At 52.5% G+C, this 16,352-nt stretch carries 12 protein-coding genes; 5 read left to right on the forward strand and 7 right to left on the reverse strand.

Features of this window, described 5'->3' with window-relative positions; translation table 11 throughout:
* The first annotated feature begins 145 nt into the window (after positions 1–145).
* The gene (locus G3M78_05700) at positions 146–598 is read left to right on the forward strand and encodes a carboxymuconolactone decarboxylase family protein (GenBank protein ID QPJ64904.1); all 453 of its coding nucleotides are present in this window, start codon (positions 146–148) and stop codon (positions 596–598) included.
* Positions 599–610: 12 nt separating this feature from the next.
* Positions 611–1,015: a cupin domain-containing protein gene (locus tag G3M78_05705; GenBank protein ID QPJ64905.1), complete on the forward strand. Its 405-nt coding sequence runs from the start codon at positions 611–613 to the stop codon at positions 1,013–1,015.
* 550 nt (positions 1,016–1,565) lie between these two features.
* Here the strand turns inward: G3M78_05705 and G3M78_05710 are convergent.
* A complete protein-coding gene (locus G3M78_05710) occupies positions 1,566–2,777 on the reverse strand; it encodes a PDZ domain-containing protein (GenBank protein ID QPJ64906.1) in 1,212 nt (403 codons plus the stop codon).
* A gap of 213 nt (positions 2,778–2,990) precedes the next feature.
* Between G3M78_05710 and rpsU the strand changes: the two genes are divergently transcribed.
* Entirely contained in the window at positions 2,991–3,188 is a 198-nt protein-coding gene (gene rpsU / locus G3M78_05715; GenBank protein QPJ64907.1) for a 30S ribosomal protein S21, read from the forward strand.
* A gap of 118 nt (positions 3,189–3,306) precedes the next feature.
* On the opposite strand, the gene rlmB is transcribed toward rpsU, so the two are convergent.
* Positions 3,307–4,065, reverse strand: coding sequence for a 23S rRNA (guanosine(2251)-2'-O)-methyltransferase RlmB (gene rlmB, locus G3M78_05720; protein ID QPJ64908.1), 759 nt, complete (start codon positions 4,063–4,065; stop codon positions 3,307–3,309).
* A gap of 244 nt (positions 4,066–4,309) precedes the next feature.
* On the opposite strand from rlmB, the gene G3M78_05725 reads away from it, so the two are divergent.
* Positions 4,310–8,146 carry an AsmA family protein gene (locus G3M78_05725; GenBank protein ID QPJ64909.1) on the forward strand — a complete coding sequence of 1,279 codons (3,837 nt, stop codon included), beginning with the start codon at positions 4,310–4,312 and terminating at the stop codon, positions 8,144–8,146.
* Positions 8,147–8,206: 60 nt separating this feature from the next.
* The gene (locus G3M78_05730; GenBank protein ID QPJ64910.1) at positions 8,207–9,964 is read left to right on the forward strand and encodes a tetratricopeptide repeat protein; all 1,758 of its coding nucleotides are present in this window, start codon (positions 8,207–8,209) and stop codon (positions 9,962–9,964) included.
* A gap of 64 nt (positions 9,965–10,028) precedes the next feature.
* Here G3M78_05730 and G3M78_05735 read toward each other — a convergent pair whose 3' ends face one another.
* The 5 genes from G3M78_05735 to trkA all read right to left on the reverse strand — a co-directional run bounded on the left by G3M78_05735 (position 10,029) and on the right by trkA (position 16,307).
* Positions 10,029–10,295 carry a hypothetical protein gene (locus tag G3M78_05735; GenBank protein QPJ64911.1) on the reverse strand — a complete coding sequence of 89 codons (267 nt, stop codon included), beginning with the start codon at positions 10,293–10,295 and terminating at the stop codon, positions 10,029–10,031.
* A 1-nt stretch (position 10,296) separates the two neighbouring features.
* Positions 10,297–11,499 carry a sodium ion-translocating decarboxylase subunit beta gene (locus G3M78_05740; GenBank protein ID QPJ64912.1) on the reverse strand — a complete coding sequence of 401 codons (1,203 nt, stop codon included), beginning with the start codon at positions 11,497–11,499 and terminating at the stop codon, positions 10,297–10,299.
* Positions 11,500–11,504: 5 nt separating this feature from the next.
* A complete protein-coding gene (gene oadA / locus G3M78_05745) occupies positions 11,505–13,292 on the reverse strand; it encodes a sodium-extruding oxaloacetate decarboxylase subunit alpha (GenBank protein ID QPJ64913.1) in 1,788 nt (595 codons plus the stop codon).
* Positions 13,293–13,470: 178 nt separating this feature from the next.
* Positions 13,471–14,943 carry a TrkH family potassium uptake protein gene (locus G3M78_05750; GenBank protein ID QPJ64914.1) on the reverse strand — a complete coding sequence of 491 codons (1,473 nt, stop codon included), beginning with the start codon at positions 14,941–14,943 and terminating at the stop codon, positions 13,471–13,473.
* On the reverse strand, positions 14,940–16,307 hold the full coding sequence (trkA, locus tag G3M78_05755) for a Trk system potassium transporter TrkA (GenBank protein ID QPJ64915.1): 1,368 nt from the start codon (positions 16,305–16,307) through the stop codon (positions 14,940–14,942). The genes G3M78_05750 and trkA overlap by 4 nt, the downstream gene beginning before the upstream one ends.
* Positions 16,308–16,352 lie beyond the last annotated feature (45 nt).

Raw genomic sequence — 16,352 nt, forward strand, 5'->3', positions numbered from 1 at the left:
AAAAATATAGTATGTCTGGCGCGGACAATCAAGAAGGCTTTTGTCTTGAAGACTGAACGCGATGCGCATGAAGAAAATAATTGCGGATAAAATTTATCCATGATATGTTTTTGGGGAACAATTATCAAACAACAAAGGAGTTCATATGAATGCGCGCGTGAATTATCACAAGAATTCCCCGGAGGCCGTAAAGGCTCTCTTGAAGGTTGAATCCTATCTAAACACTTCCAGCCTGAAGGGAAAGATATTTGGTTTGGTCAAACTGAGAGCCTCCCAGATTAACGGATGCGCTTATTGTGTGAACATGCATTATGGCGAACTAAAAAAAGAAGGGGTCGCCGAAGCCGTTCTGGCGCTGGTCGCTGTGTGGAAAGACTCGCCCTGCTTTTCGGAAAGGGAACGCGCGGCGCTGGATTGGGCGGAGCGCGTGACCCTGCTGGCCGGGTCGGAAATTTCGGACGAGGTTTACAACAGAATGCGGGAGCATTTTTTAGAAGACGAGTTGGTTGATTTGACGGTGGCGATCGGTCAGATCAACTTATGGAATCGTTTGTCCGTTTCGTTTAAAAATCAACCTACGGTTTCAGAGGCCCGTTGAAAGGAGGAGAGAATGCGTTACATTTGTTTATCGGCTTTGTTCGTGATGACGTCCATCTTCGGCGCGACCTCCCACGCGCAGGAAGCCTCGGGTGTCAATATACTGAAGCAATTGGAACTGCCCGAATTTGATGGTAAAGAAGCGGTGATGCTTCGGGTGGATTACGCGCCGGGGGAATCGACCTCAAAGCATCGTCACAACGCTCATACATTTGTCTATGTTCTGGAAGGCTCGGTGATGATGCAGGTTGAAGGAGGCGCGGTGCAGGTTTTCGGCAATGGGGAAACGTTCTATGAATCGCCCGATGACATCCACTCGGTATCCCGAAATGCCAGCGCGACAGAGCCAGCGAGCTTTCTCGTTTTTTTTATAAAGAATACAGACGCCCCCATTCTTTTGTCGATAGATGAAAAATAGTAATGGTGTTTTCTGAGTCCAGGGATTCGGCGCCTCGCAGGCAGGTTTCACCTGTGGGATTAGAGGCGGAACGTTTCCGGTTGCGTTCAGATATTTTGCTGGCAATACGAGCTGGTTGTTGGAAAGCCACCCTCACCTGTGTCCTCTCCCTGAGGGAGAGGATGGACTACGTCCATGGGATAAAAGTGGGAGCGTTTTCGGTTGTACTTGATGATATTGGTTGAAGTGAAAGTGGCGCGTTAGAAATCCCTCTCCTATATGGATAGGATGGACTACGTCCATGGGATAAAGTGGGGACGTTTTCGGTTGCACTTGATGATATTGGTTGAAGTGAAAGTGGCGCGTTAGAAATCCCTCTCCCTGAGGGAGAGGGTTGGGTGAGGGGGAAAAGATTAGATCGGATACGTTCCAATTGCGTCCAAAGGGATGGAAAGCAGAGCGGGAATAGCGTTAAGGGTCCAGCGTCACGCTGGCAGGCTTCGCCTGCTGGAATAGAGCCGGGAAGTTTCCAATTGCGTCCAAAGGGATGGATAGCAGAGCGAGGATAGCCTTATGGCCCCGGCGTCTCGCCGGGGTTTTGCAGTTGGGTTTGTAGTTTGACTTCTTGTCCGTTGCGCAGGACTTTCAAGTTTATCCAATCCCCGTAGGAACGGGTTTGCAGGTAAGTTGCCAGGGTTGGAACGCTTGGCAATGACTGGTCGTCGATGGATTGCAAGATGTCGCCCTCCTGCAGACCGGCGCGATGCGCGTTGGAATGTTCCATGACGGATTTGATATGCAATCCGTCGTCCTCTTCTTTCAGCAAGACGCCAAGACGAATCTTGTTATCCTCAAGGATTTTGTAATCCACCTTCCACACATAGTCGGCGGCGTAGAGAGGGATGGACACATGTTCGATGGTCATCTCCCGGTCCTTCAATTCCTCCGGCACCTCGATCACTTCCGGCAGGACGATGCTGTAAGCGTGCGGGACGCGGCGAAAGGCGCGTTTGGGGATGCCGAATCCGTATTGAACGTGAAAACCCCCGGCCAGCACGATGAGCTTGCGCTGTCCCGTTTCATCGTTTTTCAAAAACTCGGCGACCGTTTGGGCCATCGCCTCTTCCCAGAGCAAGAGCATGCGATAGGGTTTTTCGACCTTCTCCGAATGACCGCCAAAGGTCGACATGGAATAGGCGCGGTGATAAGGATCGTGCAGATCAATTTCGGGAAACTCGCCGATGCTCCCTTCGCGGTAGCGACTTTCGGTGTCTTTGGACGATTTGAGGCCGATGAGCGGGATGGAGCGTTCGCGCAGGTATTCGAAGATCGGTTGGTATAAAGGATAGCCGCCGCCCCAGTCCTCGTGGAACTGGCGTCGGAACTCCTGCTCGGAAAGCTCGCCGCGATTCCATGAATCCAGCCGCTCTTTGGAAGAGCGTCGGAACATTTCCACGCCGACGCTGATCGGGCCGCGTTGCGCAAGGGCTTTGATGATCTCCAGTTGAACGCGGTGCGCTTCCGTATTGTCGTGCGTCTCGCCGATGTAGATCACGCGCGAACCGGACAGGGCGTCGATCAGTTGATTCTGGCTGACGCGGATGCCGGTGGGCAGGTGGTGGATCGAGCCGACGGGCGGTTCATGCAGATCGATATAGGGCGATCCCTGATTGGGGACGGCGAATTCCTCGGGCTGGGCTTCGCGCGCGAAGACCAGAGTCCAGATGATGAAAAGCGATATGAGAACGATTCGGATGGAATCGCTGACGGGAGAATTATTCATGGAATACTCGATTTATCAATTGAATGGCCCCTGCGGGCGTTTCACAAGTCAATCATCCCTTTAATGATAACATAATGCGTGCTTTGGCGGATTTCGTTCTATCTTCGTGATTGACATTTGTTGGCGCATACGGCACAATGCCTTTTTCATTTTTATCAAATTCTGTATTTACGCGGCCAAGCGCCCAAATTTTCCTTGAAGGGGGGAAGTTTTTTGGAAGTTACTGTCTATCAAAACCAGGTGGAACGAGCTTTAAAAGTACTGAAGCGCCAAATGACCAAAGAAGGTTTGTTGAAGGAATTGAAGCGAAGACGTTTTTACGAAAAGCCTTCGGTCAAAAAGAAGCGAAAGCAGAAAGAAGCGAAGAAGAAGCGTAAAGCGGCCATGCGTCGATCGCGAAGCCGTCTCTAATCTGATTTTTCCCCGAAGCGCGCAAGCCCTCCGGTTGTTTTGCCTCTAAGCGATATTTTCTTTACAGGTTCAAATTTTCGATGCGCAGGTTGCGCAAGTTCCGAATGGAAGCGTCTATTCACGCCCGTTCATTTTTTTGCCTGAGGATTTCGTAAAAGATCGCCGCGCCAGCGGCGGAAGCGTTTAGAGACTCGACGGATGCCGCCATCGGGATCGAAGCCAGAAAATCGCAATCTTTTTTCAGAATCGGTCGAATCCCTTTCCCCTCATTGCCCAGCACCACCGCTATCGGACCTTTGAGGTCCAGATTCCAGCACGGGCTATCCGCCCTCGGGTCGAGACCGATGATCCAGAATCCTTGTTGTTTCAATTCAGTTAAGCATTGGCTGAGGTTTGTCGCCTCGGCGATCATGATGCGTTCAATCGCTCCAGCAGAAACTTTGGAGACCGTCGCGTTGAGCGGCGCGGAGCGACGTTTGGGCAGGATCAATCCCTGGCAGTTCAAAGCCGCCGCCGAACGAATCAGAGCGCCCATGTTTTGCGGGTCTTGAATCGAATCCAGAACGCCGAGAGTGGGCCGTTCGTCCTTCTCATAGACCTTGGCGATGAGTTCCGCCACCGACAGAACCGTTTTTTCCGCCACAAATCCGACAATGCCCTGGTGCGAAACGCCGCGAAATTGCTTGTCGAAATGAGCCGAGGGCAGTGTTTCGATGCGTATTCCCTGCGACTGGGCGAGCGTGATGATTTCGCGCAACCGCCTGGACCGCGACGCCTCTTGATCGACCACGAGCTTGTAACAGGCGCGCTGTTGGGACTGGATGGCTTCTAAAACGGCGTTGATGCCGTAGAGGGCCGACTCTGGAAATGAGTTCATGGAATCCGGGAGACTTGGAATGCTTCGTTGTGCATTGGCTAACTTGATGATATAAATGAAGTTAGCATGCCCGTACTGGGTTCGGAAACCCCGAGTCCCTGAAGATAGCATATTCATGCGCGCATTGCATTTTCTTTCCAGCGTCCCGGCATTTATTGAAGCTGAAGTTTCGAGACGACGCTTGCATTCATTTGCGATCTTATTTTCGAGTCAAGGGCGCCATCGAAGCCCTGTTGAATAAAACATGTTTATTTCAAGATTAAAAAAAATTTCACTCTATTTGTTCAGCGCGATCATCACAGTGGTTGTGATTGTAGCGGGGGTGATCGCCTGGAATCTTCTCGACGTCGATCGGGTGAAGGCGCATGCAGTTCAGCAATTGGAAAGCCTGACTGGACGCAAGGTGACCGTCGGACGAGCCGAGCTGGACTGGGGCAAAGGCGTGAGCGTTCGCATGCGCGACGTTTCCATCGCAAATCGCTCTCAATCCGATCCTGAGTTCGAAGCGCAAAGCGTTTGGGTGGTGGTCAAGCTCCTTCCCTTGATGGAACAAAAGGTGGAAGTGGAAAAGCTGATCGTGCAAGGCGCAACCTTATTGGTAGAGCGCAATGCAGAGGGACAGTTTCGCTTCGGCGGCTGGGGCGATGCGACGGAAGGAAAGACAACGGCTGAAAACTGGAAAAATCCTTTTCAGGTCAGCGCGCTTCACCAACTGAGTTTTCAGCAAAGCGTTTTACGCTTTCACGACTACAAGGTGCTTGAAGATGGCAAGCCGGCATCTTTGGAATTGGACAAGTTTCATTTCTCCCTCAACAAGCCCTTGTTGAAAAGCGATTATGATTTTATTTTGAGCGTAGAGGCTCCACACCCCGATCAACCAACCGCGTTCAATGCGGCCGGGACCTTGAAGAACCTGCTCAACAAAGACCCGGTCTCCCGCTTGCAATGGAAGGGTAAGGTTCATGCGCAGAATTTGCACCTGTCGCTACTCAAGCCCTACCTGCACGCATTGTCCTATCAAGCGTCTGATGATAGCGAAATCGGTTTCGAGTCAGAATTTGAGGGCGCGCTGGGAGGCGCATGGACGCTCTCCGGCAAGGGACATTATGCGCTTGTGGGGCGCGATCATCTGCCGACGCTCTCCGATCAGGATTCGCCGAAACGCGCTTCGGCGCATTTTGATGTGCAGGTCGATGGGAATTCTCTGGATCTGAAAAAAGTCTCTTTGGAATCGGGACGCTTTGCCGTATCCGGTTCGGGCAAGGTGGAGAATATATTTTCAGAAGATCCCCAGTTGCAGTTTTCCATTTCAAGCAAAGCGTTTGAGGTGGATCACAGCCATGAATACATGCCTCTCAAGTTGCTTCCTGAGAAGATGCATCGTTTGGTGCAGAGCCGATTCACAGGCGGTTCATTCCGTATCAAATCGCTGGATTTTAAAGGTTCTCTGAACCAGTTGAAGCATCTCGACGATAAAAATAATTCCCACCTGTTTTCCTGCGAAATCGATCTGGACCGCGTGAACTGGATGGAGCCCTTGCCGGATTTTAAAAAAGTGACGGGCACCCTGTTGATGAAAGCCGGGGCAAGCAAGGTGCATATCGCCAAGACCACCTTTGAAGGATTGCCAATCACCGATATCGACGGCGTGATCCACGGTTTGTTATACGACCCCATCGCAGACTTGCGAGTTAAGAACAAGGTCGATATGGAGCAGTTTATAAAATTTCTGACCCGGATACTTGGCGACGATCCCTTTGCAGAGGTATTGCATGCGGTTGAAAGCGTGCGCGGTTCCGGCGTGGTGGAGGTGGCGTTGAAAGGATCGTTGAATGACGATTCCAAGCTCTCCATATTTGGCGATCTGGACGTGGAAAATCTTTCCGTCAAGAGACGCGGCTTGCCCGACGCGATTGAATCGGTGCGCGGCAAGGTGATCTATCGCGATCTGTCCGTAGATGAGAAGAAAGACGGCGCGCTTTCGATGGCGGAGTTCCACGGTTTCTCAGGGAGCATAGGTCGCAGTTCCTTTGAAGATTTTAACGGCAAGATGATTCTGGAGCGGGACAACCGTTACCGCGAGTTCTCTGCGAAGAGTCGCGTTCAACTGGCAGAGGTTCCAGACATACAAGGCTATATGGATTTATCAGAGCCTGTCTTGAAGTTCATCAATTCCCTGCAGTTTTCAGACGGCATCGCGGAGATCGAAAGTTTCGCTTCTGGAACCCCGGATACGAAGGCGGGCGTGAAGCGTTGGGGGACGGCGAAATTGCAGAATGTTTCGGTTCGCCTGCGCGACAAATTTCAACCGCTCATGAATGTTAAGGGAATTCTCAAATTCGACGATCAGGCGAAACTGCATTTGAATCATATTGAAGGCTGGTATGGCAACTCACCCATTCAATTGGGCGGAGAAGTCAAATTTGCACAGGAAAGAAAACCGGTATTCGATATTGATATCAAGTTGCCCAAGCTGGCTCAGTCCGATCTCAAGGACATTCCCCGCCTGGATCGCCTCAAGTTTAAGGGGCCGATCAACGTATCGACGCGCTTGAAGGGAACGGTGGACGCTTTCCAGTTCAGCAAGCAGATCAATTTGACGCAGACCAGTTATCAGTATGGCGGAGATTTTAGCAAGCCCGAGGGGCGACCGAATCAGATATCACTGAAGGGTCGAATGACAAAAAATAAAGACATTGACCTGGAATCGCTTGCGTTTGAATTGGACGGTTCCCGCCTTGAAGGCGTCGGTCATGTTGAAGGCGATTCTGATTTTGAATTAAAGTTGCAAGGGAAACAGTTGGAGTTGAAGCAGGTCGCTTCGTTTCTACCAAAGGCCCCCAAGCTCCTTTCCGGTCTTGCCGACCTGCAGGTTCAGGTGAAGGGATCGATGGAACGCTTGAGTCAGGCGGAGGTTCGTGCGCAAGCTGGGGTGACAAAGGTTGCTTTCGCTAAGACGTTTCCACAGGGAACGTTTACAGGAAATCTTGACTGGAACGGCGAAGCGATAGCGATTAAAAATGGCGGCTGGGTCGACAAGGATTCGAAATTAAAATTCACCGCTCGTTATGCGCCGGGGATTGAACCCAAGGCGCCTGAATTGACGGTTGAGTTGAACGAGGGCGTTTTAAACATCCATACAGAGCAGAGTGAAGGCGGCTCGGGTTTGTCGAAATGGATGGAAGGCGTCAGTTTGTTTGATAAAGGACGCACCCATGTGCGCCTGAATTTGTCTTTGCTGACCTACAAGCGGCTGGTGATGAAAAATCTTCGCGGTGAAGTGAAAATCCAGAACAGAAAAATTTCGGTGAACAAGTTGACCTTTGGCGAAGATGGAAAAATTCACAGCGAAGGCGCTTTGTCTTTTGTTAAGGGCAAGCCGATGGAATTCAAGCATCGTTTGTATGTGGAAGGGATCAGCGCGGAAAATTTTGTGGCTCCGTTTGGTTCCACCTTTAAGGAGGGCTTGACGGGTAAGGTGCATAATTTTTCAGCAAACCTATCCGGGCAGGGCGATGCATGGGAGGATATCATGGGCACCTTGACCGGGCGGGTGGAGTTCCTGCTGGACGCTGGAAAAATCTACAAGCGGCAAATGAAAAATGGAATCGCTTCTCTTACTGGAGAGCGGCAGGAAGCGTCTGGGACAGGAGAAGTTCCGGCTGAAAAGCCGTCGGATAATGAACTGCCTTACGATTCCATTTCAGGAAAGTTCATGTTGATTGGGGGGATTGCCGAGACCAGCGACTTTATTCTGGAAACTCCCGGGCGTCGAACCTCCCTGGTGGGCAAGCTGGATCTGGGGAAAGGGGAAATCGACGCGGTTCTTGGCGTGGCTCCGATGGCCAATCTGGATAAATTTCTCACGCAAATCCCTTTGGTGGGCAAGATCATCACCGCGGGAGACGAGGCCAGCCTGGTGAAGACTTATTACGCCTTGCGCGGTCCCCTGACCGATCCAAAGGCGACGGCGATTCCTTTTGTATCATTGGGTAAAAAGGTCATGGGAATTTTTCAAGGCATCCTGCAAACGCCTCAGGATATTCTCTCCTTGCCCACTTCCGACGATAACACCAATTGATGTCTCGACATTATCATGCGGCGGTCCTGATTTGGCGCTGATCACTCCAGGCGCAGTATCGTGAATTCCTTTACCTCATTGCGCGCTTTGCGCATCGGCCTTTTCTTTCTCGCCGTCCTGCCGATGAGCGCGTCTCTTGGAAACGACTTTGTCCTTTGGGACGATCCCGCCTACATCACCGAAAATAAATTCATTCAATCGTTCAGTTTCGAGAACCTGCAAAGGTTTGCCCTTGAGTTGCATATGGGCAACTGGCATCCCCTGACCTGGTTTTCACATGCGGTGGACGTCGCGGTGTTTGGACTGAACCCGATGGGGCACCACCTGACGAATCTGCTTCTGCACGGCTTGAACGCCATACTGGTGTTCATTGTCTTCCAACTCCTGTGGCGATCGGCGAAGGGGGAAGACCTGAGCCTTTCTGAAACGCTGGCCTGCTTTTCGGCGAGTCTTTTGTTTGCGATCCATCCGCTTCGAGTGGAATCGGTGGTCTGGGCCTCGGAGCGCAAGGACGTTTTGTGCGCTCTGTTCAGCCTGCTTTGCTACGGTCTGTATCTGTCTTACGCCCAGGAAGAGAATCGACGCGCCCGGCAACAATACTATTGGGCGTCCTGGGGCTGTCTCGCTCTGGCTTTGATGTCGAAGCCGATGGCGGCGACAGCGCCGCTGGTTCTGTTGCTATGGGACGTTTATCCACTCAATCGCTGGAACCGCGTTGACGCAAGACGATTGATTGTAGAAAAAATTCCTTTCATTGCTTTGATCGCGGGGGCCACAGTCCTTGCGCTGGTGGCGCAGAAGGGAGCTGGGGCGATGCTCTCTGTGGAGCGTCTGGGTTGGGATGAGCGCATCATGAATGCCGTACACAGCGGTTTTTTCTATTTGCAGAAAACCCTCGTTCCGCTGGGTCTGTCCGCCTTGTATCCATTTGCTGAAGAGAGGGTTTTCTGGAGCGCCTGGTTTTTGGGGCCTGCGTTGTTTTTTATTCTATTAGTTGGCGGGGGCGTTTGGTTGTGGCGGGGGACACTGCGTTCTCCTGCGTTACTCGCGGTTGTTTTGTATTACGCGATCACCCTCGCGCCGGTGGCAGGGGTGATTCAGGTGGGAACGCAAGCGGCGGCGGATCGTTACACCTATTTGCCTACCCTGGGGTTTTACCTGCTGGCGGCCTGGCTTGCCTGGCGCGGGATAGAATCAATTTCGGAAAAACATAGACGCTGGGTTTGTCTCCTGGCGCTTGTGACGCTGTATACGGTATTGGCGGCGTTGACCCATCGCCAGACCTTGGTTTGGGCGGATACGGCTTCATTATGGCAAAACACGGCGCGGCTGTACCCGGATAATCTGGGACGCGTTCATTTCACGCTGGCGAAAATTCATGACGATGCGGGTCGTTGGAGGGAAGCGGAACAAGGATTTCTGAACGCGATTCGGATTGATCCCAAAGACATTCCGGCGCGTAATCGTCTGGGATTGCTCTATTCAAAATTGAAACGCTGGGAAGAAGCGGAAGCGGCGTTCCGCTCCGTGCTTGCAATCCGGGTGGACGCGAAGACCTTGAACAATCTCGGCCTGCTGTATTTACAAAAGGGTGATTTTCAGGCGGCGGAAGATCGTTATAAAGAAGCCCTGCAGGCAGAGCCAGGCATGATGGAGGCGCGCGCTAATCTGGGTTACCTGTATATGAAACAAGGCAAGTTGGATAGCGCAGAGGAGCAGTTGCGTTTGGCATTGCAAGCCGATCCTGAAAATGCAGGCATCCAGCGTTTGTGGAAGCTTTTGCAAATCGACAAAGCAGACCCGCTGCCGAATCCATAGACAAAGCCGACGATCCGGCTGGAGTCGTCGCAAGGCGACGGCTCCAGCCGGTCTTCGTTTGAAATTACAATTCGCGAATTGATTTGATATGCAGGTTGCCGGGTTGCTGGCGGAGATGGGACGACAACGCCGCAGTGATCACGGCGATCTCTTCCTCGTTCCCCGGGCCGGCGCTTGCCGAGGCTGAAGCTTTTGCGACAGGCTTCGGCGGAGCGGTGTAGGGAATGAAATGGACAAGCATCTTAATGGTTGCGATCAAGACCGACAACACGAGAAAAATCACGCCCATCGCGATAGCCGAAACGGCAATGGCGTCTGAGATGTTTTCCATGTCAGTTCCCTCCCGTTGGCAAGGAGACGACGGCGGAAATAGCTTCTGCGCTGGTGTGCGATAATCCGGCATCGCCGCCAAACAGGGAAACAAAGACGCCGGCGGCGACCGCGCTTCCAATCACTCCCGCGACGTTGGGACCCATCGCATGCATGAGGAGAAAGTTTTTGTTGTCTTCCTCGGAGCCGACCTTCTGCGAGACGCGCGCCGCCATGGGAACGGCGGAAACTCCCGCAGAGCCGATCAGCGGATTGACTTTACCGCCTGTAATTTTGCACATGAGTTTGCCAAACAAGACACCGCCTGCGGTCGCCATGGAAAATGCGAGCAGACCGAGAACGATGATCTTTAAAGTCTCAATGCGCAAAAAGGAGTCGGCGGTCATTGAAGAGCCGACAGCCAAAGCCAGTAAAATAGTGACGATATTGATCAAATGCGTTTCTGCGGTTTCATGCAGACGTTTGGTCACCCCGGACTCGCGGAACAAGTTGCCAAGCATCAACATGCCCAGTAATGGGGTCACGCCGGGCAACATCAGACAACATACAATGGTGACGAGTATGGGGAAAATGATTTTGACATTTTGGGAAATGGGTTTCAACTGCTCCATGCGAATCTTGCGCTCTTCCGGCGTGGTCAGCATGCGCATGATCGGCGGTTGAATGAGCGGCACCAGCGCCATGTACGAATACGCGGCGACGGCGATAGGCCCGAGCAGATGCGGAGCCAGTTTACTGGCGATGAAGATGGACGTGGGACCGTCCGCGCCTCCGATGATGCCAATGGCGCTGGCTTCCTGCATGTTGAATCCCAGGGCCACGGCGCCAATGAGCGTTGTGTAGACGCCGACCTGAGCGGCGGCGCCGAGTAAAAGCGTCGAGGGGTTGGCGAGCAGGGGACCGAAGTCGGTCAGCGCGCCAACGCCAAGGAAAACGAGAGGGGGTAATATTTCATATTTGACGCCTTGATAGAAAAAATGCAACAGTCCGCCTTCATCAACGTTGCTCATCAAGCTCATCGGCAGGTTGGCCATGAGACAGCCAAAACCGATGGGGAGCAGTAAAAGCGGTTCGAATTCTTTCCAGACTGCCAGATATAAAAGAACGCAGGCGACCACAATCATGACCATATGGCCGGGTGTAATGGCCTCAAGTCCTGTGGAGTGTAATATATGCAGAGCGGCTGAGCCGAAGCTGAAATCCATGATCGTCAGTTGATCTCGATCAGCGGATCGCCGGTCTGAACTTTATCGCCTTCTTTGATAAGAATCGCGCCAATCGTTCCGGAAGTATGAGCCGTGACATCCGTTTCCATTTTCATCGCTTCCATGATGATGAGCACGTCGCCTGCGTTGACAGCGTCGCCCACCTTGCATTTGAGAGAATAGATGGAACCGGGAAGCGGTGCCTCCAATGTTTCTTTCGCTCCTGCCGACGGGGCGGGAGCGGTAGCCACAGCCGCGGCGGGTTGAGGAGCCGTTGCCACGGCGCTCGCTGATGATCCTGCGGGAATGACTTCCACCGCGAATGATTTGCCGTTGACCATGACCGTGTACGCGGCAGGGCCGCTCGCATAGGCGACGGGCGCCGCTGCGGGCGCCGCGACTGCCGGCGCGGATTTGGCCCCCGGTTTTTTCTCAACGGGCGGCGGTATCAAGCCGTCGCGTTGCGCGAAGAAATTCATGGCGACCTTCGGGAACATGGCGTAAGACAGGTGATCGTCTTCCGATGTGATCTTGTCGCCGCATTCTTCGACTACTTTTTCCCATTCGGGTTCCAGCATGTCTGCGGGTCGACACTCCATGATTTCTTCCTCCTGGGCGACTTTCGCCAGAAGATCGGGGTCGATCGGCGCGGGTAGCTTGCCGTATTTGCCGAGGACGCATTCGCGCGTTTCCTTGGTCACAATTTTATAACGTTCGCCGGTCAACACATTCAATGTGGCCTGCGAACCCACAATCTGGCTTGTCGGCGTGACGAGTGGGGGATAACCCATGTCTTTGCGGACGCGAGGCACTTCCTTCAGCACTTGCTCGAGCTTGTCCAGCGCGTTTTGTTCCTTCAGTTGGTTCTCCATATTGGAGATCATACCGCCGGGAATCTGCGAATCGAGAATCTTGACGTCGACGCCTTTGAAATCGCTTTCGAATTCAGCGTAATGCTTTTTGACTTCTTTGAAGTAGTCGGCGATTTCGGTGAGCAGGGTCATGTCCAGCCCGGTGTCGCGCTCGGTGCCCCTCAGCGATGCGACGATGCATTCCGTGGCGAACTGCGAGGTGCCCATCGCGAGGCTGGAAATTGCGGTGTCGACGATATCGATGTCCGCTTCAATGGCGCATTGCAGGTTCATGCCCGCCAGACCGGTGGTGGCATGGGTGTGCAGATGTACGGGAATTTTTACGGCTTTCTTAGCTTCGCTGACCAGATCGAAGGTGGCTTTAGGTGTCAGCAGGCCCGCCATATCCTTGATGCACAGTATATCGGAACCCATGTCTTCGAGCTGGCGCGCCATGGTGACATAGCGTTCCAGATCGTGAACGGGGCTGACGGTGTAGCTGATCGTGCCTTCCACGATTTTGCCGCATTTTTTTGCGGTGTCCACTGCCGTTTTGATGTTGCGGAAATCGTTCAACGCGTCAAAAATCCTGAAGATATCAATTCCAAGATCAGCAGAATGCTTGACGAAACGCTCAACGATATCATCTGCGTAATGTCGGTAGCCCACGCAGTTTTGTCCCCGCAACAGCATTTGGAACGGAGTGTTTGGCATTTTTAATTTGAGTTTACGAATACGATCCCAGGGATTTTCGTTCAGGAAGCGCAGGCAGGAATCGAAGGTCGCTCCACCCCACATTTCAGAAGAAAAATACCCAACCTGATCGATTTTGCTCGCGATCGGCAGCATATCTTCCGTCCGCATCCGTGTTGCGAGCAGGGACTGATGAGCGTCCCGCAATACAGTTTCGGTGATTTTAAGTGGTTTTTTTTCAGAGGTCATTCAAGTGGCCTTTAAAAATAGTTTAAGCCGATGGACCGACCCTTCGTACCCATGTCGGTCGCAACGGCATTTGTTGGTACATACCTAAAAAGGAACCCGTAAATAGGCAAAGCAAAATTTAAGAAATTCCCTTTAAGATTGTGGGAATAGTAAAATAGAAAAAACCTAAAATCAAATCTTATTTCCTCCATGCCTGGGGAAGAAACAAGAGAATAATTCCGTATATTTCAAGCCTTCCCATCAGCATATAACCGATCAAAACGCTTTTGCCGAGAGCGGGGATATCTGCATAGTTTCCCATGGGTCCGACCTGGCCCAAACCGGGGCCAATGTTGAAAAGGCAGGCGACCGATGCGGACACGGAGGTCTGCATATCCACGCCAAGCATGGACAAGAAAATACAGTTGAGAATGGCGAACCCCATGAACAGGCTGGTGAGCGCCACGGTGTTGGTCAGTTTGTCGGGATCGAGCGTTTTTCCCGCTACTTTGACATGCATGATGGCGCGCGGGTGGATCAGTTTTTTTAATTCTCTGGCGATGATCTTGAGCAGAACGATGAAGCGAATGGCTTTGAGCGAACCGCTGGTGGAGCCGGAACATCCTCCGACGAGCATGAGACAAAGCAAGATGACCTTGAGATAATCGGGCCAGAGGTTGAAATCGTCCGTAGCGAATCCGGTGGTGGTGTTGATGGACATGACAGTGAATGCGGCGGACCGAATGGAACGGGTCACTTCCACATCGGGGTTGGCGCGTATCAATCCCCAGGAGGCCAGTAAAATGGCGATAGCCAGCATGGAGCAGTAAAAGCGGAACTCGGGATTATTGAACACCTCGCGAACGTTGCCGCGAATGAGCTGAAAGTGGAGAGCGAAGTTGATGCCTCCGAGAAACATGAAAATAAAAATAATCCCTTCTATATAAGCGTTGTCGTAATGGCCGATGCTTTTGCTGTAGAGGGAAAATCCGCCGGTGGCGACTGTCGAAAAAGTGTGGCAGACCGCGTCGAAATAACTCAACCCGAAAGCGCGTAAAAGAAAAATCTCCAGCAGGGTCAGTACGAGATAGGTCTTCCAGAGGATCTTGGCGGTTTCCGCCAGCCGCGGTTCCATGCGTTCCACGGTCGCGCCGCCTGGAATTTCGGCTTTGAATAAATGAAAACTGCCGATTCCAAGCGCTGGGAAAATGGCCAGAGACAACATGATGATTCCCATGCCGCCCAGCCATTGCATGAGATTTCTCCAGAACAGGATGCCCTCCGGGAGCGTGTCAATTTCTCTCAGAACCGAGGCGCCAGTGGTGGTGAACCCGCTCATGCTTTCGAACAGGGCGTCGATGAATTCAGGGCAGACCCCGGTGAGGGTGAAGGGAAGCGCGCCTATCAGGGCGATGAACAGCCATGAAATGGCGACAATGGAGAAGCCTTCGCGGTCGCGCAATTGCTCGACACCGGATGGAAAAAACTTCCACATCACGACGCCGAGAACCAACGAGCACAGGGCGGTGATTATAAAGGCCGAGCTTTCTGTCAGATAGCCTTCTATCGGGGGGTTGTCGAAATACAAGGAAACGCCCATGGGCAACAGCATCAGAGCGGACAGCAGAGCCAGCAGGATGCCGGCGACGTTGCAAATGGCCCGGATATTCATTTGAAAGGAAAAAAGCGACTTCGCTTGCCAAACAGCTTGTCGATTTTCTCAACCGCTTTGGACAGGGCGACCACGATCACCGAGTCGCCGGGGTGAATGCAGAAGTCGCTTTTGGGGAACTCCATCTCACCATTACGCAGAATGGCTCCGATGCGCGCGTCCTTTGGAAAGTCTAACGCGCCGATGGTCTTTCCCGCGATTTTTGATTCGGCGTCGACGATGATTTCGATCAGCTCTGCGTCTTCAATCAATTTGAATACCGAGACGACCTGGCTTTGCCTGAGGTGCTTGAGTATGGAATTGATGGTGATCAGGCGCGGGTTGACGGTGATGTCCATACCGATCGAGTCGAGGATCGGTAGATATTCGGGGTCGTTTGCGATGACCAGAGCGCGCTTGGCGCCTTTCTTCTTCGCCAGCAGGGCGGCCAGAATATTGTCTTCGTCGTCTTCGGACAGGGACATGAAAAAGTCGGTCTGGCTTATATTGATATCATTGAAAAGATCCATGTCGGTACCGCTTCCGTGGTGAACCACGGTGCTGGATAGCACATCCGCCGCTTCATTGGCTTTATCGCGGGAAGGCTCGATGATACAGATGTCGCGGGTGGTTTTTTCCAGTTGCTTCGCCAGATTGATAGCAATCTGGGTGGCGCCGAAAATGACGATTTTTTCTATCTGATCCACGCTCTTGTTGAGCATGGGAAGCAGGAAGGGCAGAAATTCCTTGTCGAGCAGGGTGTATATCTTGTCTCCGGGGCGGATTTCGTCGGAATCGCCAGGGAGCAGTAGTTGCCCGTCTCGCACGATGGCGACGATCATGATGGAGTCGAGTTCGGAGACCCCTGTGGTTTCGAATATTTTCTTTCCCGCCAATGGCGCGTCTTCAGGGACGTCGAACTGGCGTAGCAGGATTTGTCCGTTGGCGAACTCCGCGACGTTGGTGGAGCCGGGGCTTGCGAGGATTTTGATCACGTTGTCGACGATGATCTCGCTGGGGTTGATGGCGAGATCGACGTATAAATCCTCCAGCTTGATGACGGCGTCGGGGGAACTGAACTCCATACTACGAAGCCGGGCGAAGCGGTGTTTGATGTTGAATCGGGATGCGAGGAAACAGGCGTAGAGATTGACTTCGTCTCTTTCCGTGACAGAGATCACCATTTCCATGGATTGGATTCCGGCCCGGATCATGACGCTGGGAAGGCAGGCGTTTCCCTGAACGGTGAGAATGTCGAGCGTGTCGGCGAGGGGCCTTATTCGCTCCGCATCGCTATCAATGATAGCGATATCGTGGCCCTCGTTTGATAGCTCGCGAGCAAGATTGCTTCCGACAATGCCTGCCCCAATGATTAAGATTCTCATGAATGGGAAAGATGATGGTTAATACAGGGGTGCCTTGCGGCAGGA

Source organism: Candidatus Nitrohelix vancouverensis, from assembly GCA_015698305.1.
Lineage (GTDB): Bacteria > Nitrospinota > Nitrospinia > Nitrospinales > VA-1 > Nitrohelix > Nitrohelix vancouverensis.

Bases quoted from the DNA above. Each gene is read 5' to 3' on its own strand.
- G3M78_05705 (QPJ64905.1), top strand. From the start codon at position 611: ATGCGTTACATTTGTTTATCGGCTTTGTTCGTGATGACGTCCATCTTC.
- oadA (QPJ64913.1), bottom strand. From the start codon at position 13,292: ATGACCTCTGAAAAAAAACCACTTAAAATCACCGAAACTGTATTGCGG.
- G3M78_05750 (QPJ64914.1), bottom strand. From the start codon at position 14,943: ATGAATATCCGGGCCATTTGCAACGTCGCCGGCATCCTGCTGGCTCTG.
- G3M78_05700 (QPJ64904.1), top strand. From the start codon at position 146: ATGAATGCGCGCGTGAATTATCACAAGAATTCCCCGGAGGCCGTAAAG.
- G3M78_05710 (QPJ64906.1), bottom strand. From the start codon at position 2,777: ATGAATAATTCTCCCGTCAGCGATTCCATCCGAATCGTTCTCATATCG.
- trkA (QPJ64915.1), bottom strand. From the start codon at position 16,307: ATGAGAATCTTAATCATTGGGGCAGGCATTGTCGGAAGCAATCTTGCT.
- G3M78_05735 (QPJ64911.1), bottom strand. From the start codon at position 10,295: ATGGAAAACATCTCAGACGCCATTGCCGTTTCGGCTATCGCGATGGGC.
- G3M78_05725 (QPJ64909.1), top strand. From the start codon at position 4,310: ATGTTTATTTCAAGATTAAAAAAAATTTCACTCTATTTGTTCAGCGCG.
- G3M78_05740 (QPJ64912.1), bottom strand. From the start codon at position 11,499: ATGGATTTCAGCTTCGGCTCAGCCGCTCTGCATATATTACACTCCACA.
- rlmB (QPJ64908.1), bottom strand. From the start codon at position 4,065: ATGAACTCATTTCCAGAGTCGGCCCTCTACGGCATCAACGCCGTTTTA.